The sequence below is a fragment of the Lacunimicrobium album genome (assembly GCF_052161635.1).
Taxonomy (GTDB): domain Bacteria; phylum Planctomycetota; class Planctomycetia; order Planctomycetales; family Planctomycetaceae; genus SXPC01.
In genome coordinates, this window is the sequence record NZ_CP197413.1 from 2387753 (window position 1) to 2413833 (window position 26081).

Consider the following 26081-nt stretch of genomic DNA (forward strand, 5'->3'; position numbering starts at 1 on the left):
TTTCCGGACAGTCTTATCGCCGAACGAGGCCCGGTGTGATATCGGTATCAAGGGAAGCAAATCGTTCGGCTTCAAACAGTTCCCAGCCGATTGCTCCCATAGCGGCATTGTCGGTGCAATACTCCATCGGAGCGACGATCACGTCGACCTTGCGACGTGCGGCCAATTGCGCTAGCGCCTCGCGAAACGGCCCGTTCGCAGCGACGCCACCTCCCACGCAAAGTCGGCGATAGCCCGTTTTCTTCAGCGCCGCATCCGCTTTCGCAACGAGGATATCGACCACCGCTGCCTGGAACGAGGCCGCAACATCTGCGATACGCTGCGGTTCACCTTGACCGGCTTTGGACGGCTGACCAGGAATGCCCTGATATTCATAAAGCACGGCTGTCTTCAATCCTGAGAAGCTGAAGTCCAGACGCTCGTCGCGAATGAAGATTCGCGGAAAAGCACAGGCTTTCGGGTTGCCTTGCACTGCGACCTTTTGAATGAGAGGGCCACCAGGATAACCGAGCCCTAGAATCTGAGCGACTTTATCAAACGCTTCCCCGGCTGCGTCATCGATTGTGCACCCCAGCAGTTTGTGATCCAAAGGCGAAGGGCAGTCAAACAGGTGGGTATGACCGCCGCTGACAACGAATCCGACGCAGGGATACACGTCTCGTCCTGATGACATCTGGCAGGCATAGATGTGAGCGAGAATATGATCGACGGCGATCAATGGCAGTCCCGTCGCTAAACACAATGTTTTGGCAGCCGTGAGTCCGATCAGCAGCGAACCAGAAAGCCCGGGATGCGTTGCGACCGCAATCGCTGACATGTCCTGCAGCGTCAAACCCGCCTGCTTGATCGCTTCGTCAATGACCGGAAGGATTCGTTCCAGATGTGCCCGCGAAGCGATCTCGGGAACGACTCCGCCATAATGCTCATGCAGCGCCGTCTGCGTCGACACGACACTCGACAGGACGCGGCGATCACGATCAATCACTGCCGCTGCGGTCTCATCGCAGGATGTCTCGATCGCCAGTAGATACTGCATTAGATACTCATCTCGGGTCGGCCCGTGTGCCACGGCTGTGTCAGCCGTGTAATGGACGTCCATTGCGCGATCGCACGGCTGACACAGCCGTGGCACACAGGGAAGTTCGGCTCAAATAAAAAAGGACACGCCTGAAATCACTCAGGCGTGTCCCTACTTTGGGCAAATCAGTTCAGGCTGTCAAATCAACCAGTCGTGAAGGCAGGATGGAATGATTCCAGCATGGCGGCCTTCTTCTTATCTTCGCTGGTCTCTTCTTTCTTCTCGTCGGATTTGTCGGACTTGGCAGAATCTTTGGTCTCAGTAGGCTGATCCAGCTTGGCCGTCAGTTCTTCGATTGCCTTATTGAGTTGCGTGTCGACGAATTCACTCTTCGGTGGGTCCTGCTGATTGAGGATATCGCGGATGCGTCGATGTTCCATGTAATCACGGATCTGATCGGGAGTGAACTTCACGACATATCCGTCATCCGGCATGACGCCCCATTCATCGTCTTCCGAAGCGCCGGGGAAGCGGTGAATGTTCTTGCCACTGGGACGGTGGTAACTGGCCGTTGTCAGCTTGAGAGCGCTTGAGCCGTTTTCCATTTCGATGACATTCTGAACGCTGCCTTTGCCCCAGGTCCGCTCACCGATGACGACGGCTCGCTTGTGATCCTGCAGAGAGGCACTAACGATTTCGCTGGCGGAAGCAGAATATCGGTTGACCAGGACAGCCATCGGGAAGTCTGAGTAAGTCCCTGGTTTCACGGCATTCCAGACGCGTTCTTTGGTATTGCGGCCTTTGGTACTGACGATCTTGCCTGACTCGATGAAGAGATCAGAGACTTCCGTCGCGGTGGAAAGCAGTCCGCCTGGATTGAATCGCAGGTCGAGAATCAAAGCCCGCATGCCTTGCTTCTTCAATGTCTTGAGAGCATCGCGAAGTTCCTGAGTCGTCTTTTGAGTGAAGTGAGTCAGGCGAATATAACCGATCTTTTTGCTCTCATCGACGAAGAAGTTCCAGGAATCGTCTTTGTTGTAATGATCGCCCATGATCGTTGCGACGTTGATGATTTCACGTTTGACGGTGACCGTTTTGGGTTGTGCTCCCGAGATCGGCTGTGGAGTGGCAGGATCTTCTTCGTCATGAGCAGCGTCATCTGGCTTCTCGGTCGTCTTGCCGTCATTGAGCCTTTCGCCAGTCGTTCTGGACGCATCAGAGACGGATGGAATGTAGGTGATTTCAATTGGCTCACCAGCTTTGCCACGCATCAGGCTAATGGCCGCATCGAGCTCGTTACCAACTTCGAAGTCACTGACTTTCTTGCCAGCGATCTGGGTAATGCGGTCACCTGCACGGATTCCTGCGTTGTAGGCAGGCGTGCCAGGAATCGGCGAGACAACGATGATCGAACGGGTATCGCGATCCAGGTTGACCTGAATACCGATCCCGCCGAATTCCTGATTGATCTCTTCGTCGAAGCGAGACAGGTCATCTGGGGAGATGTAATTCGAATAGGGATCGAGTTCGGTCAGCATGCCTCGGATAGCGGCTTCGACCAGTTTGCGTCGCTCGACGTCTTTGACATAGTTCTGCTCGACCTGATGGAAGGTATCGACGAAGACCTGCATCAGTTCATAGTCGGACATCGGCTTGTTCGGGTCCGCTTTTTCTTCCGTCTTAATCTCCGAGTCATCCGCTTCCTGGGCCATGATGACTGGCGATGCTCCGCCCAGAACTGCGAGTGTCAGCATGATTGCCAATAAGTCGCGCCACCCAGAAGAGAGGCGTTTCGATGAATCGATTCGTAGCGGGTTGTGCATGAGTCACTCCCAAATGTCACAGACGTTTATTCAATTTTTATTCTCGAAACGAGACTGTCTTCAAAGACTTCGTTTCGATCACAAGATCAACTCGAAGGCTCCTCAGCTGACAAGCTGGGAAATTACGGTCGATCGGGTGCGTTTGTCAGGATCATCAGGTATCTTAGAAGATCAATTTGGACGCGTAAAGATGGTGTTTTCAATTTCCGTCGCCTGTCCGCCTTGATCATTTAAAAAGTAAAGGAGTGCAGCAGGCCTCTGCCTGCCTCGCGACATGCGTCGAGAGCTGTATTTATTGACGTCCCTTCCGTACACCGGGAAAACTTCCTGCCTGCGCTCGCTGTATCGTCGTCACCTCCAGCAAGCCGTCTCAAACCCCCTTCGGGGACGCTGCCTCTGGCTGTCTCCGACGCAACGCAGCCGGGCACTCGTTCTGGAACAACTGCTCGACGACGACTTCACCGTCGCGATCAACCCCGGCGTTGTGACGTTCGACCTTTTCTGCGAATCGATCCTGCAAACCGGCGACGACTTCGTCCGGGCCATCGATGAGCCACGCAAACGTCTGATTCTCAAACAGCTCATCGCGGAGAAACAATCGCGGGAAGAGTTCTCGTACTTTCAGTCGATCAGCAGGACGCGGGGTTTCCTGTCACTGGTCAGCGGTTTCATCTCGGAACTAAAGAAAGACGAGATCTGGCCGGACCAGATGAAGAAGGCAACGCGTCTTCCAACCGATAAAGATCGCGAGCTTCATGGCCTTTATCAAGACTATCAGGACTTCCTAAACGAGCGTGGGTTTTACGATGCTGAGGGTCGTTACTGGTCTGCTCGTTCTCAACTGGAACAACTGACGACGGGCCCTTTCTCGCAGTTCGACCTGGTGATCGTCGATGGCTTCAGCGACTTCACGCCGACGCAGTATGAAATCCTCGTCACTCTCGCCCAGCGTTCGCAGATGATGGTCGTCACGCTGCCGTCGCAGGATGAAACTCGACCCGATCTGTTCGCAAAATCGAAACGAGCCGGCGAGACGTTGTCCAAACATGTTCAGGAAGCTGGCGGCATTGAACTGCTTTCCCTGTCAGTCGATGAGTTCGCAACCCGGATGAAACTCACATCGGGCCTCTATCAATCCCCCACTCCCGGTGCGGCTCATCTTGCCTCTCACCTCTTTGAATCTCCCTTCGACACAACTGTCTCGAAGAACGCCGGCGGTCTCCAGATTCTCGCCTGCTATGGTCAGAAGAACGAACTCCAGGTCGTCGCCGAACAGGTCAAGCGTCTGCTCGTCAGTGGAGTCCGCCCCGATCAGATCATCGTGACGGCGCGCGATCTGAGCGATTCAGGATTCCTCGCCGAGGAGATCTTCCGCGATGCGGGTATTCCGACGGCCTGTGATGTTTCTTTGACGCTCGATCGGGTCGTCGTCTGTAAACAGATGATGCAGTTTCTGTTACTTGTCGAGGATGACTGGAGTTTCGAGCGACTCAAAAGCGTTCTGCTCTCGACCTGGTTCGACTGGTCCAAGCTCGTCCCGAAACTGGGACTCATGGCTGAGAGCATCGCGAAAGATGCGATTGCCTATCTTCGATTCCGACAGATTGCAGGCAATAGAAACGTCATTCTTGATTTGCTGGCGCGAGACCGCGAGCGGCTGGAAGCGATCCATCGCGAAGATCCCCAGGCAACCAAAGTCTCGACGCGGTTCCCCCTCACGCTCCGGGAACTGCTCAACGTCGAGCGACTCCTGCAAACATTGGCAAAGCTGTGTGAACCACTTCAGAAGAAGCATTCCTCCAACCAATGGATCGAAGTCCTGCGGAAGACTTTCTCTCACCTCGGCTGGAGCAGGGCATCGACACGAACATCGATGTCGCAGTCGTATGAGAGTCTTTCTCCTGCCCAGCGATTCCCATTGTCAGCGGCAGAACTCTGGGATTACGTCCTTTCCCAGCTGTTCGACCTGACTTTGTTTCGTGAACGGCATGCGACCACCCAGGGACGCTGGTCGTTGACCGAGTTCATCGCCTTCCTTCAGGAATCACTGGAACTCCTGTCGCTGCCCAAAGCGTCTCGTGAAGATGGACGAGTCCGCATTCTGCCCGCTGTGCAGGTTCGTAACCTTGATGTCGATTACCTCTTCGTCCTGGGACTCAATGAAAAGCAGTTCCCGCTGGGGCATCACGAAAACTGCCTCTACTCCGAAGCAGAGCGAATGCGTTTTCGCGATCACGGCTGGCAACTCGCCACTCGACACACGCACGACGAAGACGAGCTATTGATGTTCTATCACGTCGTCACTCGCTCGCGAAAACAACTGACACTCAGCTATGCAATGACCAACCAGAAGGGCGAACCTGTCTTTCCGAGTCCGTACCTCGAACAGGTCAAAAGCCTCTTTAGTTCGAGCGCGTTGCGTATCCAGTCTGCGGGAAGCCTTCACCCTGTCCCCACGCTCGACGAGGCAGTCTCTGTTTCGTCGAAACGCATTGCCGCTGTCGATGAAGCCCTGCAAAAACGTCCTGGCCATTTGAGAACGCTCGCAACCGACAACAAACAAGCGGCGACGATCGCCAATATCATCGCATCGTCAAAAACTTCGCAGGCGCGATTCCATACTGAAGGACTCACTGTTTACGAAGGCATGCTTGAAGATCCTGCGAACCGCCAATGGCTCGCGCAGCGCTTCTCACCCAACATGGCGTTCAGTGCGACCCTGCTGGAAAGCTACGCGTACTGTCCGTTCAAGTTCTTCGCGCAGTATGTCCTGGGCGTCACCCCGCATGAAGATCCGCGTGTCCGGACCGATAAAGCACGTCGGGGAAACCTGGTTCACAACAGCCTTGCTCAGCTTCACCTGGCACTCGTGGATAACGCGACCGCGGACGATGTCCGTGATGCGTTTCAATCTCACCTCAAGGACGAACTCGGGCGCGAAGTCAGCATCAATGAGCTTCATGCGGCACTCAACCGCATCGAAGGGGAACTCCTTTCTGAGTGGGCGGGCTTCTACGGCGAACAGCACGACGAGTACCGCAGCCAGCTCTCCGGCATGTGGGGGCGATCTCCGCAACGATCCCTGCTTGAACTGACCTTCGGCGAAATCAAGGGGATCGAAGACACCTTGCTGCCCGAACAGAAAGAAACGTTCCCGCCGTTGACTGTTGGCTCTGAAGACCAGCTCGTCAAGATCCGCGGACGCATCGACCGGATCGACATCGGACAGCAGGGTGCCCAAAGCGTCTTCACGCTCATCGATTACAAGACTGGCAATCCCAAACGGTTTAACGAAAAAGAACTGCGCACAGGTCGTTCCCTGCAGCTGGCGCTTTACCTGATTGCTGTAATTCGTCTGAAACTCACCGGCGACGAAGCGATCCCCTGGCAGATCGGGTTCTGGGAGGTTCACAAGAACGGCTTTGTCAGCGGGTACAAATCGGGCTCACGAAAAGAGAACGCCAGCTTCCTGCAGCTTGATCAACCAATCATCGACCTGATCTCCGAGATCATCGACGACCTCGTGCCTCGTCTCGTTGATCACATGCGTCTGGGGCACTTCGCGGTCTACAGCCAGGACAAGCAGTGCACGAGTTACTGTGAGTTCCACCTGACGTGTCGCATCAATCAGATCCGTCAGCTGGAGATCCCGCTCAACAAGCGTCTGCTCGTCAACGCGCCTGCAAGCATTTCTGATCTCACGTCGAACGATTCTGCTGATCCGGAGGTGACATGACCGCCGTCCGTTACACCGAACAGCAGGCGCGAGCCCTCTCTGTCAAAGACTCCTCCGTCGCCCTCTCCGCGGGCGCCGGCTGCGGGAAGACCTTCGTCCTGACGCAGCGATTCCTCGGCTATCTCGATCCCGAACAACATCCTGAACTTGCCGCCCATCACGATCCTCTCTCGCAGATCGTCGCGATCACATTCACCGACCGTGCTGCTCGCGAGATGCGAGACCGGATCCGGCGCGCCTGCCAGCAGAGACTCGAACAGGCTCCCCTCTCCCAGCGAGACTATTGGTATCGCATTCTCAAAGGTCTCGAAGCCGCCCGCATCTCGACGATTCACAGTTTCGCCGGCGGGCTACTGCGGAGTAACGCTGTCCGGGCCGGTCTCGATCCCCAGTTTGAAACCCTCACCGGCGACATCCAGCAATCGGTTCTTCGCAAGGCCGTGCAGGATGTTGTCCACAATGAGTTGATCGCGAACTCTGCCGAAGTCTCCCACCTCGTCCTCCGCTACTCCCTCGAATCGCTGCAGTCGATGCTCACGACGCTCGTCGATCAGCGGCTCCGCATCCGTTTTGAAGACTTCGATGGCCTTGACGCTGACGATCTCGCCTCTCGCTGGTTGCAGATCCTCAAGGGGGAATACTTCGACGCCATGTTCGAGTCGTTCCGACACGGCCCCGACGCCAAACGTCTTGTCTCGCTGCTCGAATCCATCGACTTCGACAACGAGATCATGGCTGAGCGCAAAGCCTCGCTGCTTGCGCGATTTGCTGTCCAGAAGATCGATGGTGAATACCGTCTGCCTCCTGTCGTCGGTTCCACTCAATCCTGGCTGGAAGAAGTCCTCGACCTCCTCGTCCTGGAACGTAAGAGCAAGAAGTTCGCCTGGCCGTCCGACGAAGTTCAGGTCCAGTTTCAAAAGCTTTACGGCAAGCTCAAAGAGCAGATCAAAGACCTGCTCGCGATCACCAAGCTGACACACGAAGACCTGCTCGAACCGGCTCGTCTGACGCGGATGCTGCTGAACGTCTATCAGAAAGCCTGTGCGGGATATCAGTCCGCAAAAGCCCTGCGAGGCGGGCTCGACTTCGATGATCTCCTCATCGAGACACGTCGGCTGCTTGCAGAGAATGAAGAAGTCCGCCAGCAGGCGTCTCGACATATCCGCTTCCTGCTGCTCGATGAATTCCAGGATACTGACCCGCTGCAGATGGACATTGTCCGCTTCCTGTGTGGCAGCGATCTTGCCAGCGGTAAGCTCTTTTTCGTTGGCGACAGCAAGCAGTCGATCTATCGCTTTCGTCGTGCTGACCCGACGATTTTCCATTCTCTACGCGAAGAGATTCCTCGCTCGGGACGATTACCTCTCAGCGTCAACTTCCGCAGCCAGCCAGCCATTCTGAACTTCGTCAACGCCTTCTTCGGCGACCTCTTCGATGGCTACGAACCTCTCCTCCCCGGCGACCCGCGTCAACATTCGCCCGTCCCTGCCATCGAGTTCCTGCTCGCCACGCCGCCTGTGACCGAGTCGAGAAGTGAAGACAACAACGACAGCAACTTTCAGACAGGTGAAACTGGATCTGTCGATGAAGACACTCCCGATGCCGCCGCTCGGCGGATGCGGGAAGCGGAGTGGATCGCTGCCCGGATTCGCCAGCTCCTCAGCGACGAGACGCCCCGCGTTCCCCACCGCGATCGCGCGACCGGCCAGGTCAAGCTGCGGCGTGTCGAGCCCGGCGACATCGTGATCCTCTTCGCCGCGTTGAGCAACGTCGGCCTCTACGAACACGCCCTCCGCGACGCGGGCATCGATTATTACCTCGTGGGCGGTCAGGCCTTCTTCACCCAGCAGGAAAACTACGACGTCGTCAACCTGCTGACGACGATCGAAGACGTCCATAACGATCTGGCCCTCCTCGGCGTCCTGCGATCCCCCTTCTTCAATCTCAACGATGATTCGCTGCTGACCTTGGCCCGAACAGGTTCGCGTCTGGGTCTGGCCTTGTTCGACGTCGAACTGTCCTCCTTCCCACCCGATCAGGCTCAGCGAGTTCGCTTTGCGCGTGAAACCCTCGCCAATCTCCGCCAGCGAAAAGATCGCCTCCCCATCTCCGGCCTCCTCAAATCCGCCATTGAGGCTACCGGCTACGACGCCGCCTTACTGCTTGAGTTCCTCGGCCCGCGCAAACTCGCGAACCTTCACAAGCTCCTCGACAAAGCCCGCGAGTTCGATAGTCGTCCGGAAACAACCCTGGCTCAGTTCGTCGCCTGGTTATCCGAATCGGTGGAAGAAGGGTTCCGCGAAGAACTCGCGACGACCAGTCCGGAAACCGGCAACCTCGTTCGGCTCATGACGATTCACCAGTCAAAGGGACTTGAGTTCCCCATCGTTTTCGTCTCCGACATGAACCGGCAGAATCGAGCATCATCCTCTTCTGCCGTCGTTCATCCACTACTCGGTCCGCTGATCAAGCTGCCTGAGATCCGAGGCGAACGTGCTCCTCATCATCTGCTCGATGTCTATAAGCAACTCGAAAAACTCGAAGACGATCAGGAATCCCTCCGCCTGCTCTACGTCGCGATGACCCGCGCGGCTGATCAGTTAATCCTCTCGACCTCATGGGATATCGAGCCCAAACGTGTCAGTGCCTGGATGCAGACCCTGCGTGACAAGTTCGACTTAAACACCGGCCTTCCGGTCGAAGATCCCTACCTGGGTCGGACACGTTTGGCACACATCAAGACGGATGAGATTCCGAGCATTCACGTCCACCATGAAAAGCCAGTCGTCCCCGCGTCCGACCACCATGAACCCGCCCACCTCCCCGTTGGCCAGCTCGAAGCCGCCGTCGCCGCCAGTCACCCCAGTGAGTTCCCTGCGATCAGCCAGGTCATTCCGGTGGATGTCGCGTCTCGACGTACCTTCTCGGTTTCCGAACTGGAAGTTATTGTCGCAGCACTCCAGGGACAACGTCACAAACCTCAGCCAGTCGAAACGCCTCTGCCTGAAGAGAAGGGGATCGCCGGTAGTCTTCCTCCAGACCGCTTTGGCCAATTGGTTCACCTGGTTCTCGAAAAGCTCGACTTCCAAAACACCTCGCGTCTGCCTCACCTGATTGATCGCGCGCTGCATCAGCTGCGTTTCGAACAGGAACAGGTCAGTACGGACAGCGTCGTTGCGTTGCTCAAGGCCTTTCTCATCACCAGCACCGCCTCTCAACTAAAAAACGCGACGACCATTCATCGCGAGCTGCCATTCTCGCTTCGATGGAACACCGCCACGAAACAATCGCACGCAATTCTCAACGGCACGATCGACTGCCTTTACTTTGTCGACGGCGAGTGGCATCTTCTCGACTACAAAACCGGACGCCCCCCCGCCAGCGCAGACGAGGCGCTGGCCCATTATGGATTCCAGATGTTTGTTTACGCCCACACCATCGAGCAGGCCTTCGGACAATGGCCTGCCTCGATTCGCCTTTGTTACCTGACCTCGAAAGTCACTGAGATCGCGGTCGAGCTCACTTTCGAAATGCGTGAGCAGTACACCTCGCTCCTGAATCGCGCGATCACACAGCTCCGCACGCCGGAGGTCAGCCGAACATGAGTGACGCCGAAACACAGAAACTGCAGACCTACCAGCAACTGCACGAGACCCCAGCAATCTTTGCCAGTATCCAGGAGTTAATTACCGCTGAGCCCAACATCAGCGAGCTTAGCCTCGTCACAAAGTTGCGCAAGTCATGGCCCGTCGAACTCGCCAGCCTCGCCGTCACGCTGCACAAACTTCGTCAATCCGCACGCGACAAATTCACGCACGCCGACCAAATGTGGTTCGACCGCATTCGCATGGAACAGGCTACCTCCGAAATCATCTCCCGCTATAAGGCGACTCGTTTCGCGAAATTCAAAGACAGCGTCATCTACGACCTCTGCTGCGGCATCGGTGGCGACGCGATCGCCCTCGCGACGACGAACAACGTCATCGGCGTCGACCTCGATCCACTCGCTCTTCAAATGGCGACCTGGAATGCAGACGTCTACAAAGTCGGTCCTCGTTTCCAGACAGAGTGCGTTTCCGCAGACAGTATTGACATCCCCAGCGCCCTCATTCACATCGACCCTGATCGTCGCAGCTCTCCCAAATCCGATCGCCCCACGATGCGTCTCGAACAATACAACCCACCCCTTACCACGCTGCAAGCCATGACATCCCGCTTCCGCGGCGGTGCTCTCAAGCTCGGCCCTGCGAGCAACTTTGGCGGGAAGTTTCCAGACGCGGAAGTCGAACTCATCAGCCTTCATGGCGAATGCAAAGAAGCCACCATCTGGTTTGGCGAACTCAAGTCGGACGCTGACTGGCGAGCGACCATCCTGCCTGAAGGGGTCAGCATCTCCGGCCACCCGCTCTCCGCCCGACCGGGCTTCTCAGACATCCAGCGATACGTCCACGATCCAGATCCCGCCGTCGTCCGGGCCGGTCTCGTCGATGTCCTCGCCGAACAACTTGGCATCAATCGCCTCGACGATGCCGAAGAGTACCTGACCTCCAACGAGCCAGTCTCGTCCCCCTTCATCAGCAGCTTCGAAGTCATCGACATCATCGACGATCACGATAAAAAGCTCCGCGCCTACTTCCGCGAACACTCCTGCGGCGAACTCGTCATCAAAGCCCGTCATATCCCGATCGCTGCTGAGCAGCTGCGGAAAAAATTAAAGCCACACGGCGACGGGACTCTCGTCCTCATCATCGCCCGTGTGGCCGGAAAAGCAAAAAGCATTCTTTGCAGACGCGTCAGCTCTGCGATTTAAAACGATCGCACAAAAACTATCGCACAGAAACTATCGCATTGCCTGACGGAACGAGAACTGGGCCTGTGGAACCAGCGGCAGAATGCCACCATTGCGGTTACTGGTTGGATAGATGAACGAGTAACAGTTCACCAGCCCGGACTTCATCTCGGCAATGAAGATTCCATCTTTGGCAGGCAACGCGCCGCCACTGCTCGATAAGTTCAACTGACCGTTCGTGACGATGTATTCCGCCTGAGTTTCGGGCGAGAGGTTGAAGTCCGCAGCGATGTTGCGCTGATAGTACTGGGAGAACTTTCCAGACTGAATATCGATCGATGCCCCCGTCAGACGTCCGGTCAGAAAGTCGAGCACAAAGACAATATCCGGTGACGGACTCAAGGCCTGAGCTTCACAAGTAAAGATCGCGATCTTTCCGCCGGCATTGCGGTCTGTGGAAGCGAGCGCCGTTTCACTCGGCCAGAAATACGAGACTGACAACCCGAAGAGAACTCCCGCTGTCAACCAGACCAGATTCGTTTGGCTGACGCCTGCATGTTCGCGCGACATGTTTTACTCCTGTTGAAAAATTGGTTTCTCCGTCATGCGGAGCAGTCAAATCGCATGAGCGGGGCAAGTCAAATGTGAGAACACCAACACGTTGTCAGTGTATGACGTCGCCTGATCGTTTGCTATGGAGGTTTCTGTCAATGAAGGCTGATTATCCTTCAACAATGCCGCTGTATATGCGCAACGACTCTCAAGAATCCGGCAAAATCCCCGCCATTTCCCCATTTTCAAACAGACCACTTTCGACCTGTTTGAACCATCCCCGCCTTGTTGCTTATATTGAACGCGTCGATTGCTCCTTCGTATGACACATCCATCCCGACGAAACTCTCACCAGACAGCAAAGGCGACCATGGACACAACCAACGGCAGCTTGAATCGCAAACTTCGTATGGCACTGATCGGCGGCGGGCAAGGCTCCTTCATCGGCAGAGTCCATGCAACAGCAGGTGTCCTCGATAACCGAGCTGAACTCGTCGCTGGCGCGCTCTCTTCCAGTCCCGAGAAGGCCAAAGCCTCCGCTCCCGCTTACGATATCAAACCAGAACGCGCCTACACTTCGATTGATGACCTGATCAAAAGCGAACAAGCCCGTCCGGAAAACGATCGCGTCGATTTCGTCAGTGTCGCGACTCCCAATCACACTCACTTTGAAATCGCCAAGAAAGCGGTCGAAGCAGGTTTCAATGTCATCTGCGATAAACCGATGACGTTTGATTTCAAGCAAGCCGAAGAACTCGTCGCGACTGTCGAGAAATCAGACGTTGTCTTCGCTGTCTCCCATAACTACACAGGATACCCTCTCGTCCGTCAGGCTCGGGAGATGGTCAAAGCTGGTGAACTCGGCGAAGTCCAGGCGATTCGCTCCAACTACATCCAGGGCTGGCTGCGAACCCGTCTGGAAACCACCGACTCCAAGCAAGCCGCGTGGCGGACTGATCCTTCCAAATCCGGTGCAGCCGGTGCCTTTGGCGATATCGCGACTCATGCCTACAATCTCGCCCGCTTCATGACTGGTGTTCTGCCGGATGAAGTCTCCTGCCACCTGCGAATTTTCGAACAGGGCAGGGCACTCGATGATTACGGTCATGCCGTCATCAAACTGCAAAATGGCGGCCTGCTGACCGTCACCGCCAGCCAGGTCTCTCACGGCCGCGAAAACGATCTCTTCATCGAAATCGATGGCACCAAGGGTTCCCTCATCTGGCGTCAGGAAAATCCCAACGAAATGATCTTCCGTCGCAACGGCCACCCGCATGCGATCTATACCCGCGATGGAAACGCCTCGTACATGCATGAGATGGCGAAAGCCTCCTGCCGCCTCCCGGCTGGTCACCCCGAAGCCTTCTTCGAAGCCTTCGCCAACGTCTATCGCAGTGCTTACGACAGCATGGCTTTGCGTGCTGAAGGCAAGAAATTCGAGAAGGTCAACACGATCTTCCCGAACGTCTTCGATGGAGCAGAGGGGATGTACTTCATCCAGCAGTGCGTCAACTCGAGTAAGGAAAACGGTGCCTGGCTGCCTCTGAAGTATGCTAAGGCACGTAAATAACTTTGCAGCCTGTATGGGGAAGACTGCTCATGATCGTTCTGGTCATGACAGTCTCTTCGGCTAGAATGCTGGTGGCGATTGCAGCGCTAACTCGACGCAAATGGAGAGTTCGATGATTCAGGCAACAATTCTCGACAGAAAACAATGCCTTCAATATTTGGCACAGCGTCATTATGCAATCGATGATGCAATCACGGGCATCTACGAAATTCATGGGATGACAACGGGTGAACCTCAAGATTCGATTAAGTTGCTGGAAGTGAATTCAGAGACTCTGGAAACCGGATTAATGCCAATTTCGTTTGGCCCGTCCGGAATTATTCCTTTTCCTGTCACAATTCTGGAAATCACACCAGAAGAATTTTCAAGACTGAACACGCAGGAGCAGTACAGGTTGCCAACACGATGGACAGTTTCGGAGACTGCCATTCCCAAAGACAGTTCCCTGCTCGATGCAGAAGGCCTACCCAATGCCCAGTGAACAACGGGCTTTCGCAAGGCAGGCCATCGTCGACCTGAAAACGTTTGAAATTCTGAACGAGCTTCACCCTCTGCTTCCTTCATCAGAAAAATATGTGATGTTGCAAATGGCTTGTGAAAAGCTCTGCAAATCTTTCCTGCTTTTTCGCAGTAGTGCTTACGGACAGTCCCATCTTGTCTGCCAAAAGCAATTTTCTGCGATCGCCCGCTTTTATGATGACAGCCAGGGACGCCGAATCACCGAAAAAAGAAAAGCTTACTATCGATCACTGGAATTAATTGGCAGAGAAATCGATTTCCTCTCTCCAGCCAATCGCGGTATCCTGAAATCGTTATCAGACTCTGGTGCCCATGGACAATGGACTCGCGATGATAATTGCGAATACCCGTGGCAAATCCAGCCAGAAAACTTTGTTGCTCCATGCGAGTATTCATTCCCGACAATGGAATTGCTGTTTCGTAAAAACGGAATTGGCTTTTTCAAATTTCTTCGAAGTGTGCTCGATCTACTTGTCAACCAACACTGATTGCGCGTGCGCAAGTCGTCAACGAGACTGCGCACGTTCTCAATGGTGATCAGGCTTCCTCTGCGTTATCATCCAGGGAGCGCTCATCGCTCGTGAGCGCCGCTGGTTTTCAATCACGGGATCACGACGACTCATGGAACATCAAGCATCGCGCTTTCCGCTGCACCTGCAGATTTTCGTTGCACTCATCATTGGCTCGATCATCGGGCTCTGCTTCAATCAAGGTTCGACGAAACTCCCTGATGCAAAAGCCTCTCTGCGCAAAAGCGTCGATACGCCCGCCGTCGTCACCGAATCGATCCCCTCGGCTGAGAATCCCGCCAACACGCAGACGGTTTATTCCACCGAGTTCCCCAGTGTCAGTAATCTCAAAATCGCCTGGACAGCGTTCGGAAAACAACTCCCCACAGGCGAGGCCGCTACGAACGCAGAGTTGTCTTATGACTTCAATGTCATCAACCGCTCGGTGACATTCATCCTCAACGGACAGCAAGCTGATCTGACTTACCTGCGTGATTACGTCCAGGTCGACAAGCCCGAGATCACTCAGAAAGTGGTCACACCAATCACCCTCAAGAACCGCGACGAACTCGTCGCGAGATTTCCAGAACTCGCCCCCGCATACGACGCAGCTCGTGGGGGTTACGGCCAATACATCACCGCCACCGCAGACTTCCTCGGCGATCTCTTCCTTCGTTTGCTGAAGATGATTACTGTCCCGCTCATTCTGACTTCGCTCATCGCTGGGATGGCAGGGCTCGGTCGCAGTCACTCCTTCGGCAAAATGTTCGGTATCACGATGGGTTACTACATCATCACGAGTATCATCGCCATTTCGACCGGGATTATCCTCGTCAACCTCTTTAACCCCGGAGAAGGTGTCACGCTCCCCGGCGGGGGTGTCCATCAGCCACAAGGCGAAGCCAAGACACTCCCTGGCATCCTCGTCAATCTCATCACTCAGATGATCCCTGCGAATCCCTTCCAGGCTTTGGCCGGTGGGGACTTCCTGGCCATCATCACCTTCAGCATCCTGACAGGGTTGATCATCTCGCAAATCGGCGGAGAACTGTCCGAACGACTCACAACCTTCTTCTACGACCTGTTTGAAGTCATGATGCGCATGACGATGATGATCATCGCGCTGGCGCCCATCGGCGTTCTCGGTCTGATGATTCATGCGACGGCCACTCAAGGCCTCTCCGTTTTCGCCACCGTTGGCTGGTACATGCTGACGGTATTCACTGCGCTCGTCTTCCATGCCTTTATCACCATGCCGATCCTCGTCTGGCTGGTCGCTCGACGTAACCCCTGGCTGTACCTGAAAGCCCTCTCACCTGCTCTCCTGACTGCCTTCTCGACCGCTTCGTCCAATGCCACTCTCCCACTCACGATCAACTGCGTTGAAAAACGAGCGGGCGTTTCCAATAAAGTCAGCTCATTCGTCCTCCCACTGGGGGCAACTTTGAACATGGACGGAACCGGTCTCTACGAAGCGGTCGCTGTCCTCTTTATTGCTCAGGCCACCCCCGGCTTTGAATTGACCCTCACGACTCAAATCATCGTCGCGGTCACTGCACTTCTCTCAAGTGCCGGGGCAGCGGGAATCCCACACGCTGGTCTTGTCATGATGACGATCATCCTCCAGGCCGTCGGCCTTCCCCTCGAAGCCCAGGGCATTATTCTCGCCGTAGACCGCATCCTCGATATGTGCCGCACAACCGTCAATGTCTGGGGCGACGCCTGCGGCTGTGCCATCGTCGAAACCGTCTCAGGCCACCGCGTCTACCCCGACACCAACCCAACCCCCACCGAACCAGAACCAACCGCCGTTTGATAAAAATCGCCGGGTAGTCGGGGTTGTCCCAACCCCGACGGCGTAGCCGCCAGAATCACAGCGAGCTCAAGTGGGACGCTATAAGTGCCTCAGACCTTACCAGTTAAATGATCTGTCGCAGATAACACCAGTCACTCCTCGCAACCTCGCCCAATCCCGTCACGTCGTATTTAGACGCACAGCTGTCCCGGCCGAAGTCAATCAGAGTCGCTCACCTCTGCTCACTTCGTCCGGAACGTCTGCCGCTGATGTCTCGCCACGCCAGCCAATCTGCTCGCATCCGCACGGCCTGCCGCGATTTTACGCGCGCCACCGGCGTTCCTCTCCATTTCGAATCCTCTGAGACTGCAGTCACAAGATCTCCTTCCAACGCGTCTCGCATCTGGCAGGCACCGATTCAAATCGGTAACGAAAAAGGTGTCTTGCACATCCTTCATCAGCCTCACCAGCCGATCGACCAGCGACTTCACGAAGCCTGCCAACTCGCTGATCTCGTCGCGCAGCTGCTCAAAGCAGATGCTCCAGCCGAGTCAGTCATCCCGGCTCCTCACTTCAAACCCTCTGCGATTGACCAGCGTGACCTCGCTCGTGCTCGTCAACTCAAGTCGGAACTCCAGCTGATTTCGGACACGTTCCTCAAACGCCAGTTCCACTTTGATTCCTCCGACAGCTCCATCACCGCCTGCGGTCGCAGTTACAGCAAAGGCGAAGTCGGCGGCGACCTCTGCGAAATCGTCGAGCTCTCCGGTCGTCAGACTCTCATCGCGCTGGGAGACGCCACCGGCAACGGTCTTCCCGCTGCTATGATTCTCTCCTTCGTGCGTGGTGCGCTGTACTCTCAGCTCAACGGACCCGCCGATAAAATTCAGCTCGATAGCGTCATCTCCGCCATTAATCGCGCATTCTTTCAACTTGCCAGCTCGTATCACTACATGAGCTTGTTTCTGGGCATTCTCGATACCCGCGAACGCACTCTGCGTTACATCAACGCCGGGCATCCCGCCCTCATTCTTCTAAGAAATGACGCGACCAGTTTCCTCACCGCCGACGTCCCAATCCTGGGCGTTCTCGATGACCTCGATCCCCAAGTGCAGGAGTTCCCGTTGGCAAGTGGCGATGTCATCATCGGCGTGACCGATGGTCTTTCCGAAGCGAGAAACTCAGCGGGCGAAATGCTCGGCCTCAAAGCCATCGCTCAAGCAGCCCGCGAAACAATTCAATCACCCGTCGATGCAATTTCAAAAGCACTGATTGCACGCCACAACATGCACACGAGCAGTCCTCAGATCAATGATGACCTGAGCCTGCTCGTCATGCGAATCAATATGTTCAATCAACGCGGTATGTCTGCTTTTTGATCCTTCTCCCCCGGGGAGAAGGTGGCCGAGTCGAACCATTGGTTCGCAAATTATACCGCGAGGTCGGATGAGGGAACTCTGCAGGCTTCGAAAACCATCCTCTAAACGAACTTATTCCCAGCTGTCAACAATCGCCTGCACCTGATCGCTTTGAACGGCACTCCCCGAACTCGTCACCGTCACTGCATCTTTACGTGACAAGTAATGCGAATCTCGTGACTTCATGTTGAGTTCGGAATCTCCGGCATGTCGTCCAGAATCCGAGCCGCCTGTTTTGTTCGTCGATGATGGATCAAACTCAGCGTCGCACAGCTCAGCAGCGGCAGCGGCTCCGAGAATCTGTCGGTGAATTTTGTAGATGAATTCTTTTTTGTTGAAGCAGGACTTGATGACGTAATCATCCGCTCCGCTGTGAACGGCTGCCAGGACAGTTTCTTTACTCGCATCGGCTGTCAACATGATGATTTTAACATCACGCAGCTGCGGGTCATTATGAAAGGCACGGAGTGTATCGATCCCCGACCAGCCGGGCATCTGCACGTCAATGACGGCAACGTCCGGACGATGCTCTTTGGCCTTCAGGTAACCTTCCTGACCATGGGCTGCGACAGAGACAAAGAAGTCTTTGCGCAGAATCGTTTGAATCAAACTGCGGAACATCTGATCGTCATCAATGACAAGGACTCGATACCGGGCGGTCATGAATACATCCTAGAACAAACAAACTGGCGACACTTGATTCATACCTTCCTTTTGCCCGTCAAGCTGGGGATGACTCAAAGGAAAGTCGACACATTACGGCGATGACTTGAAATGACATCGGCTCAGACGTGACACGCTACATTACGATGTGTTTCATCAACACGAGCAAAAAACTGCGGCAATTCCCCTGCATTGCCTACAGAAATCGGCACTACAACCGATACATTGCCTACCGATGGATCAACCCTCTATGGAAACTTCGCATTACTTGGAAGTTAGCCGAACAATGCCATCCCAGTTTGACGGTGCGACCCGATTGTGCTCTGCAATTCTGGCGATAATGAAATCCATCGCCTGATCAGTGGATGGCATCGAGTGCAAATGGCGATACGCCTCGTCCCACGTCCCGTCGATAAACTTGTTGATCCCCGTTTCATAGGTCGCGACCTGCTCGTCAGTCAATGTACAGTTCGGCCCATGCGCGGGCAGCAGTTCGTAGACATCATGCGGCGTCTGTAATCCATACGGGATGATCCGCGCCAGCTTCCGCAATCGACCTTCCTCCGACGACAGACGATCCCTCACCAGCCTCACCAGCGATTCTTCCAGCACAACCGGAACTCTCAGCGTTCTCGTACACGACTCCAACCGACTCGCCAGATTCACGACCGGCCCGAAGACCGTCACCTTCACCTGATCACTCGTCCCGATCTTCCCCGCGACCGCCCGTCCATACGCCAGCCCGATCCCGATTTTCGTCGACGCGATATTCGGATCAGGATAATTTCGCAACGCCTCAAACGACTGACGAATCGCCAGCGCCGCCCGACATGCCTGCAGCCCGACATCCTTATTCGTCAACGGCCAGCCCCAGAAACCAAGCGCCGCATCCCCATGGAAATCGCCGATCACCCCGCCATGACGCAGGATCTCTCTGGTCACTATCTCCAGCGCCAGACTCACCTGGTGCAGGATCCCAAACAGATCCCCCGACTTCTGCTCCGCCCGCTTGCTGAAATCCCGCAAGTCGCAAAACATCGCGACAACATCACACTCCCGAGGCTCGAGAATCTTCGTATCAAACTGATCCCCCAACGCCTGCAGAATCGGCGGCGAGAAAAACTGACGCAATCCTGCCTGCTGACGTTCCAGATTTCGTAGACGCAGAATCGAACCCACAATCTCAGACACCAGCTCGACGAACTTGATATCGGCATTCATCCGGTTGACCGGCGTCATCATCGGACTCCCCTCGAAGGACCGATGATCCGGCATCTTCCCGCTGCAATAAATCCCGAACTTCTGTTGACTCCCCGACAGCGGCGTACACAGCGCCCAGTCCGCTTCACTCGCCATCGTGTACTGCGGACCGGCCTGCTGGTCTCCGATTCCCCAGACATGCAGCACCGTCTGATCCTGATGCGAAACCGCTTCCTGTACCAGCTTCTTCGATGGATACACTTCCCCCGCCGCCTCATACTTGCGACTGGTATGAAACACCGCCACCTTGCCATCGACAATCCCGACGATCGCAACTGCTTCCACCTGGATCATCCCCGTCAGCAGAATCGCCGTCACTCGCGCAAAGACTTCATCGTCATTGCGCGAGTTGATAATCAGATCCGGCAGGTGGGTCAGGATCTCGATTCGCTTTTCTGCGTCCGAAAAACTCACCAGATCAAGCTGCTCGCGCGTGAACGTAAACTCTTGCACGTCCGGCTGACTCGGCGAGGCAAAGTCAGTCCGATTGACCAGGAGACGAAACGTCGTCGTCCCGACAACAAATGCTTCCCCCGGCTTCACTTCAAACGAACGAGCTTCTTCGCCGCGATAAAAGATCGGATTGACCCGCTCACTGACCGCGTCGACGATCAGCGTCTCCTTGCGGGCCTTCAACGTAAAGTGACGACGCGACAGATGCGGATCCCACGCAATTGCCCACTGACACCCCGAGTCACGCCCGACGACCACCTCGTCGCCTTCACGCACCCCGATGCGACTTCGCTCCCCCTCCTGATCCCCAGTCGCCAGCAACTCCAACACACTTCACTCCGATTGTTAAGCCACACGGATCACAGAGGACTCAGAGAGAAAACAAGCTCCACCGACATCCTACCACAATGATAAGCAAGACACACACTGTCTGAATTGCTTTCAATCCTCATGACTCACGACTCAGACCTCATGACTCGTTCACTTCCGCTCCCAAAACTTAATCGACGGAATCAGCAAATACACAATCATCGCCGTCGTTCCCATTGCCATGATGATCGCTGCCAGCGCATATTGAATGAGCGTCGTCTGCAATTCCGAGACTGGCTGTAACACACTCGACTGACGCTCCTGCACCACCGCCGCCCACCCGGTATCGCCCACCGGCGAGATCACCGCCATCCACGGCCCTGCGTATTTGACGGCGTCGAATTCGCTCAGCGGGTCTTCGTAGTTCATCAGCTTGATCTGCTCCAGAACTGCATCAGGACGGAAATCATGCAGCTTTTTGAGCTCCTTCAAAACGTGCTCATCAACTGTCAGCTTTTCGATCGCCCCACTGGCGAGCAGCGTTGTCAGATTCTCCGTCGTCATCCACGGATGCCCGAGAATCTTCCCATCCCGTGTATCTACCAACGCAATGATCCGATCCGAATCGAGTCCCTTTTCCTCGCCGACAATGCTTCGCTCCCACTCGGTTAACAGTTCACTCAAGTGAGCCGTCCGCGCGAGCACGCCGATCACGTCTTCTTTCTTTTCATCCCAGACCGGAACGCTGATCGCGATCATGTACTTCCCGGACGCATTACTCTTGAACACCTGACTGACATACGGCTGTCGAATTGGTTCAATACCCTCTGGCACCATCTGCGGGTCGTACTCGATCCCGTGGCCGTGATAGTAGTCACGAAAATTGAACAGATAGTCGATCGTCGCTGTCGCAGGATCGCGATAAATCTGATGCCCCGGTCGATCTGTCACGAACCAGCTCGTATCCATCGGTCGATTCAGCTTGTCCCGCTGCGACTTGACCGTTTCCTTCCACCCGTCAACAAGTCCTCGCAACTCCGTCCGGTCCGCCCAGGGCTTGGACTGATCCTTGAGAATTGCCGCCCTCAAGCGTGGATCATCCGCAAACCGCACCAGCTCATTCGTCCGGTCATCCAATTCCCGCGCGACATTGATTCCCAAGAGTCCCGCCGAGATCGCATCTCCATCCAGCGCCCGCTGGGCCAGCGCCTGCTGCGTCCGGTTCATGACCATCCCGATTCCCGACCTCGCGACCGGGAATAGCGCCAGCATTAAAATGATCGGCCCCAGGATCGATAACACAATAAACGGCCGTCGCGCCCGTTGAGACGCTCGCTCATCCAGCGCATTGACCACCGCCTGAATACTCTCGTACCGGTCAGAGACATCCAGCGCCAGGCATCGCTCGATGATCCTTTTCAACGTCCGATCAACCTTGGGATTCAAGACTTTCAAATCGGGCAGGGGAGTCGAGAACAAATGCTTGCGATACGTGTCCAGGCGCGTCTCGAGTAGCAACTGGTTGGTCAGCGTCTTATTAAACTCCTCCGAAAAATGCGGCGGCTTCCCGCTCAACATCGTGAAAAGGATCACTCCCAGCGCGTAGACGTCCCAACGCATATCAGGCACGGCTTTCAAATCCGCCTGCTCAGGAGCCATGTAATACAAAGTCCCCAGCGACGCCTGATGATCTTCTGCCATCCGTGACTGCCCGAAGTCACACAATCGCGGCTCGTCATTCTGATCCAGCAGCACGTTCGCAGGTTTCAGATCGCAATGCAGAATCCCCGAACGATGCGCATGCAGCAGCCCGACCGCGATCGACCTCGCCATCGTCACCGCATCCGTGACACTCATCGGCCCATCTTTGAGCTTATCCGCCAGTGACCCATGCTCGAGATACTCCATGATGAAGTACGGCGGCTCACTATCCCAACCGACCTCCTGCAGCGCCACGATATTGCGCGACGTATAAAGCACCGCCAGCTTCTCCACCTCGCGCGACAGCAAAGACCAGTCGAGCCCATGACGATTGTGGAAAAACTTGATCGCGACCTTCTTCCCCGTATTCTTCTCCCGAGCCAGCCAGACCGTCCCGTAGGCCCCTTCCCCCAGGATGCGCTCAAACTCATACCCCGGAATCACCCGAGGAGGCGCGGTCTGCAAAACGCTCTTTTCCCGCGCCCGCGCCACCGAAAGCGTATCCTGCCGCAGCGTCTGCTCAAATTCCCCAGTCAATCTCGTCATCTCCCCAAGGCGAGCGGGGAGTGTCAGCTCCCTGTCTTCTCAAACACTCTGCCTCTGAATAATACCGCAATCGATGCAGAAAGTAAGACCTCCTCAACAACAACCAACCTGCATTTCACTGACACTGAAACGACAGACATCCCACCTTCCCCTGACGGAACTTTGTGTCCTTCGAGCGTTCATGGTGAACTCTTCTGCCGACATCTCCTAACTGTCTTTCAAATAAGAACTTAAACACACGAAAAACCTGCCCTCTGAATTGTGAAAACAGCGCCATTTTGGTACAATCGAGCCGCAGTTTTCTGACTGGTTTCTCGTGCCATGCTCACAGCTTTGGGTGAGCATGTTTCGTTGTTCGAAATAGAACGTCCCGAACATGCTTGCTCAAAGCCGCAAGCATGGCACAACTCGAATTTGCCGCAGTATTAGCCCCCGACGGACGCACCCCTCAAGGAGAGAGTTTTGCCCGACGATTCGACACCAGACGACGCTCCTCAGACGAACATTCCCTCTGCTTCCGGCGGCATTATCAAGCAGCTTGAGCTTCAGGACGAAATGCGGAACAGCTACCTGACGTACGCCATGAGCGTCATCGTCAGCCGGGCGCTCCCAGATGTCCGTGATGGCCTCAAGCCGTCGCAACGACGTATTCTCGTTGCCATGAACGACCTCAACCTCTCTCCCGGTCGTCCTCGTACCAAATGCGCCAAAATCGCCGGGGAAACGATGGGTAACTATCACCCGCACGGTGATATGGCGCTCTACCCGACTCTCGTTCGTATGGCTCAGGAATGGGCCATGCGGGAAACTCTGGTCGACAAGCAGGGGAACTTCGGCTCGCTGGCTGGTTTGCCTCCTGCGTCGATGCGATACACCGAAGCCCGCCTTTCCCCCATCGCCAGCGAAATGCTCGATGATCTCGAGCGACGCACCGTCGACTTCATCCCGACCTACAACCAGGAGAAAATGGAGCCGGTCGTTCTGCCTTCCCGCTTCCCTAACCTCCTCGTCAACGGAGCCACCGGGATCGCGGTCGGGATGGCGACCTCCATGCCGCCTCACAACCTCGGCGAAGTCGCAGACGCCATCCAGATGGTCATCGACGACCCGGATACCTCCGTCGATGAAATCATGGACGTTCTCCCGGGCCCTGACTTCCCGACCGGCGGGATCATCTGCGGCAAGTTCGGCACTCGTCTAGCCTACCAGACCGGTCGCAGCACGATCACTCTCCGCGCCAAGACCCACTTTGAAGTCGAGAAGAACACCGACGTCATCGTCGTCACCGAGATTCCGTACATGGAAACTCGCGATCGCATCAAGGAGAAACTCGAAGCAATCGTCGCCGAAGATCGCATTAAAGAGATCTCCAAAGTCGTCGACCTTACTGACCGCAACGTCCCGACGTGGCAGGTCCGTCTTCACATCTATCTGAAGCGCGACGCTGATAAAGAAGTCGTCCTCAACCAGCTTTACAAGTTCTCGTCGCTGCAGACGACTTTCTCGATGATCTTCCTGGCTCTGGTGGGCAATCGCCCTCAGACCCTGAACATCAAAGAGCTGCTCCTCGAATTCATCCGTCACCGCGTCGAAGTGATCCGACGTCGGACCGAGTTCCTTCTGGCCGAGGCGCGCAAACGCAAGCACACCGTCGAAGGGCTCCTCATCGCCCAGATCGACATCGACCAGATCATTCAGACGATTCGCAACTCTCCGAACCGCGGCGAAGCCAAGATCCGCCTTCATGCAATCGCGATGCCTTCCGAGCTCGTCGCGAGAGCACTTGGCGAACGTGGCTTCAAAGACTTCCAGCTCGAACAGGGCGTTCAAGAGAACTACTCCCTCTCCGCGAACCAGACCGAAGCCATCGTCTCGATGCAGCTCGGCTCGCTGGCCAACCTCGAGCGGGAACGTCTCATCGAAGAGCACACCAAGCTCATCGACGACATCGAAGCCCACACGCTTCTCCTCTCCGACGAAGCCAACATCCGCGCCGTCGTCCATGCGGAAATGGATGATCTCAAACGCAAATATGCCAACAAACGCCGGACCGAAATCTCCGACGAAGAGCTCACCGACGTCAACAAAGACGAGCTCATCACCGAAGAAACGATGGTCGTCACGTTGTCTCAACGTGGCTACATCAAGCGGACACAGCTCAACACCTATAAAGCCCAGAACCGGGGCGGCAAAGGCATCACCGGCGCCAAAGCCGACGAGGAAGACCCCGCCTCTCACCTCTTCGTCGCTTCGACCCACGACTATCTCCTCTTCTTCACCACCTTCGGCAAGGTCTACTGGCAGAAGGTCTATGATCTTCCTCTCCAGAACCGCACGGCTAAGGGGAGGGCACTCGTCAACCTCTTGTCACTGGCTGAAGGAGAGACCGTCGCCAACTGCGTCAACCTCCGCTTCCAGGACAAAGACCCACGCGGCCTGATCATGGTCACCCGCAAAGGCACGATCAAGAAAACCTCCGTCACCCAATACAGCCGCCCTCTCAAGGGTGGACTCATCGGCATCAAGCTCGATGACGAAGACCAGCTCATCGATGTCGTTATCGTTTCTCCAGGTGAAGACCTCGTGATCGCGACCGCCAACGGCATGTCGATCCGCTTCTCGGAAAAAGACGCCCGCAGCATGGGTCGTAACACGATGGGAGTCCGTGGCATTTCTCTGACCAAAGACGATTACGTCGTCGGCATGGTCGTCGCCAAACCGGAAATGACTCTCCTGACCGTCTGCGAAAACGGCTACGGCAAACGCACCCCCTTCGGCTACCAGGAACCCCTCACAGACGAAGTCGCCGAGATCGCAGAGACCAACGGCTCAGAGACAAGCGGCTCCGAAATCAGCGGCGCTGAGGAAGAGGCCCCCGTCGTTGATACCCCGATTGCTGATGCTCCGGAGACCGACATCGAAGCAGAAGGGGAAGAAGGCGAAGAAGCAACTTCTCGCAGCAACATGCAGTATCGTCGTCAAAAACGGGGCGGGAAAGGGGTCCGCGACATCCGCACCTCTGCCCGTAACGGCAAAGTCGTCGATATTCTCCCGACTGTCGAAGGGGACGAAATCCTGATGATCACCGCCGGCGGAAAGATCCAGCGTGTTCGCAGTTCCGATATCAGCCAGGTCGGTCGAAACACGCAAGGCGTTCGCATCATGAGCCTCAGCGAAGGCGATAAGCTTGTGACGATGGCGCGGATTCCTGCCGAAATTATCGAAGAATCCGGTCCTGACGAAGATACCGATAGCTAACGACTGTCGACTTTCGGCAGTTGGAATTATTCACCCTTCTGTTCAATCTTCTGTACGCGCTTTCGTGCATGAGGCATGATTCGTGAAAGAATCGTGACACAACAGACCGCTCATTCGCGGATGTCACGATCAGGATCGGGTTGAAACAGGCTAATATGAAGG

The 26081-nt window shown here is 55.6% G+C and carries 15 protein-coding genes; 9 read left to right on the forward strand and 6 right to left on the reverse strand.

The window, feature by feature from the left end; all coding sequences use genetic code 11:
- Nucleotides 1–13 precede the first annotated feature (13 nt).
- Together tsaD and SH248x_RS09440 are read right to left on the reverse strand one after the other, a co-directional pair.
- Nucleotides 14–1036, reverse strand: coding sequence for a tRNA (adenosine(37)-N6)-threonylcarbamoyltransferase complex transferase subunit TsaD (tsaD, locus tag SH248x_RS09435; protein ID WP_459558603.1), 1023 nt, complete (start codon nucleotides 1034–1036; stop codon nucleotides 14–16).
- A gap of 185 nt (nucleotides 1037–1221) precedes the next feature.
- Nucleotides 1222–2841, reverse strand: a complete 1620-nt coding sequence (locus SH248x_RS09440; RefSeq protein WP_459558284.1) for a S41 family peptidase — start codon at nucleotides 2839–2841, stop codon at nucleotides 1222–1224.
- A 274-nt stretch (nucleotides 2842–3115) separates the two neighbouring features.
- On the opposite strand from SH248x_RS09440, the gene SH248x_RS09445 reads away from it, so the two are divergent.
- From SH248x_RS09445 to SH248x_RS09455, 3 genes are read left to right on the forward strand one after another with little or no spacing between them, the layout of a single operon-like run.
- Nucleotides 3116–6577, forward strand: coding sequence for a PD-(D/E)XK nuclease family protein (locus tag SH248x_RS09445; protein ID WP_459558285.1), 3462 nt, complete (start codon nucleotides 3116–3118; stop codon nucleotides 6575–6577).
- Entirely contained in the window at nucleotides 6574–10182 is a 3609-nt protein-coding gene (locus tag SH248x_RS09450) for a UvrD-helicase domain-containing protein (RefSeq protein WP_459558286.1), read from the forward strand. The genes SH248x_RS09445 and SH248x_RS09450 overlap by 4 nt, the downstream gene beginning before the upstream one ends.
- Nucleotides 10179–11387: a class I SAM-dependent methyltransferase gene (locus SH248x_RS09455; protein WP_459558287.1), complete on the forward strand. Its 1209-nt coding sequence runs from the start codon at nucleotides 10179–10181 to the stop codon at nucleotides 11385–11387. Before SH248x_RS09450 ends, SH248x_RS09455 begins: the two co-directional genes overlap by 4 nt.
- A 30-nt stretch (nucleotides 11388–11417) precedes the next feature.
- On the opposite strand, the gene SH248x_RS09460 is transcribed toward SH248x_RS09455, so the two are convergent.
- The gene (locus tag SH248x_RS09460; protein WP_459558288.1) at nucleotides 11418–11936 is read right to left on the reverse strand and encodes a hypothetical protein; all 519 of its coding nucleotides are present in this window, start codon (nucleotides 11934–11936) and stop codon (nucleotides 11418–11420) included.
- Between the two features lie 352 nt (nucleotides 11937–12288).
- Between SH248x_RS09460 and SH248x_RS09465 the strand changes: the two genes are divergently transcribed.
- From SH248x_RS09465 to SH248x_RS09485, 5 genes are all read left to right on the forward strand, one after another.
- Nucleotides 12289–13488, forward strand: a complete 1200-nt coding sequence (locus SH248x_RS09465; protein ID WP_459558289.1) for a Gfo/Idh/MocA family protein — start codon at nucleotides 12289–12291, stop codon at nucleotides 13486–13488.
- Between the two features lie 112 nt (nucleotides 13489–13600).
- A complete protein-coding gene (locus SH248x_RS09470) occupies nucleotides 13601–13969 on the forward strand; it encodes a hypothetical protein (RefSeq protein ID WP_459558290.1) in 369 nt (122 codons plus the stop codon).
- Entirely contained in the window at nucleotides 13959–14495 is a 537-nt protein-coding gene (locus SH248x_RS09475; protein WP_459558291.1) for a hypothetical protein, read from the forward strand. The genes SH248x_RS09470 and SH248x_RS09475 overlap by 11 nt, the downstream gene beginning before the upstream one ends.
- A gap of 133 nt (nucleotides 14496–14628) precedes the next feature.
- Nucleotides 14629–16332 carry a dicarboxylate/amino acid:cation symporter gene (locus SH248x_RS09480; protein ID WP_459558292.1) on the forward strand — a complete coding sequence of 568 codons (1704 nt, stop codon included), beginning with the start codon at nucleotides 14629–14631 and terminating at the stop codon, nucleotides 16330–16332.
- 248 nt (nucleotides 16333–16580) lie between these two features.
- On the forward strand, nucleotides 16581–17690 hold the full coding sequence (locus SH248x_RS09485; protein ID WP_459558293.1) for a PP2C family protein-serine/threonine phosphatase: 1110 nt from the start codon (nucleotides 16581–16583) through the stop codon (nucleotides 17688–17690).
- A gap of 111 nt (nucleotides 17691–17801) precedes the next feature.
- On the opposite strand, the gene SH248x_RS09490 is transcribed toward SH248x_RS09485, so the two are convergent.
- From SH248x_RS09490 to SH248x_RS09500, 3 genes are all read right to left on the reverse strand, one after another.
- Nucleotides 17802–18392: a response regulator gene (locus tag SH248x_RS09490; RefSeq protein WP_459558294.1), complete on the reverse strand. Its 591-nt coding sequence runs from the start codon at nucleotides 18390–18392 to the stop codon at nucleotides 17802–17804.
- Nucleotides 18393–18656: 264 nt separating this feature from the next.
- Nucleotides 18657–20435: an adenylate/guanylate cyclase domain-containing protein gene (locus tag SH248x_RS09495; protein WP_459558295.1), complete on the reverse strand. Its 1779-nt coding sequence runs from the start codon at nucleotides 20433–20435 to the stop codon at nucleotides 18657–18659.
- A gap of 150 nt (nucleotides 20436–20585) precedes the next feature.
- Nucleotides 20586–22661, reverse strand: a complete 2076-nt coding sequence (locus SH248x_RS09500; protein ID WP_459558296.1) for a serine/threonine protein kinase — start codon at nucleotides 22659–22661, stop codon at nucleotides 20586–20588.
- A gap of 462 nt (nucleotides 22662–23123) precedes the next feature.
- On the opposite strand from SH248x_RS09500, the gene gyrA reads away from it, so the two are divergent.
- A complete protein-coding gene (gene gyrA, locus SH248x_RS09505) occupies nucleotides 23124–25919 on the forward strand; it encodes a DNA gyrase subunit A family protein (RefSeq protein ID WP_459558297.1) in 2796 nt (931 codons plus the stop codon).
- Nucleotides 25920–26081 lie beyond the last annotated feature (162 nt).

Bases quoted from the DNA above. Each gene is read 5' to 3' on its own strand.
- SH248x_RS09445 (WP_459558285.1), top strand. From the start codon at position 3,116: ATGCGTCGAGAGCTGTATTTATTGACGTCCCTTCCGTACACCGGGAAA.
- SH248x_RS09480 (WP_459558292.1), top strand. From the start codon at position 14,629: ATGGAACATCAAGCATCGCGCTTTCCGCTGCACCTGCAGATTTTCGTT.
- SH248x_RS09490 (WP_459558294.1), bottom strand. From the start codon at position 18,392: ATGACCGCCCGGTATCGAGTCCTTGTCATTGATGACGATCAGATGTTC.
- SH248x_RS09465 (WP_459558289.1), top strand. From the start codon at position 12,289: ATGGACACAACCAACGGCAGCTTGAATCGCAAACTTCGTATGGCACTG.
- SH248x_RS09455 (WP_459558287.1), top strand. From the start codon at position 10,179: ATGAGTGACGCCGAAACACAGAAACTGCAGACCTACCAGCAACTGCAC.
- SH248x_RS09460 (WP_459558288.1), bottom strand. From the start codon at position 11,936: ATGTCGCGCGAACATGCAGGCGTCAGCCAAACGAATCTGGTCTGGTTG.
- SH248x_RS09475 (WP_459558291.1), top strand. From the start codon at position 13,959: ATGCCCAGTGAACAACGGGCTTTCGCAAGGCAGGCCATCGTCGACCTG.
- SH248x_RS09470 (WP_459558290.1), top strand. From the start codon at position 13,601: ATGATTCAGGCAACAATTCTCGACAGAAAACAATGCCTTCAATATTTG.
- tsaD (WP_459558603.1), bottom strand. From the start codon at position 1,036: ATGCAGTATCTACTGGCGATCGAGACATCCTGCGATGAGACCGCAGCG.
- SH248x_RS09440 (WP_459558284.1), bottom strand. From the start codon at position 2,841: ATGCACAACCCGCTACGAATCGATTCATCGAAACGCCTCTCTTCTGGG.
- SH248x_RS09500 (WP_459558296.1), bottom strand. From the start codon at position 22,661: ATGACGAGATTGACTGGGGAATTTGAGCAGACGCTGCGGCAGGATACG.
- SH248x_RS09485 (WP_459558293.1), top strand. From the start codon at position 16,581: ATGTCTCGCCACGCCAGCCAATCTGCTCGCATCCGCACGGCCTGCCGC.
- SH248x_RS09450 (WP_459558286.1), top strand. From the start codon at position 6,574: ATGACCGCCGTCCGTTACACCGAACAGCAGGCGCGAGCCCTCTCTGTC.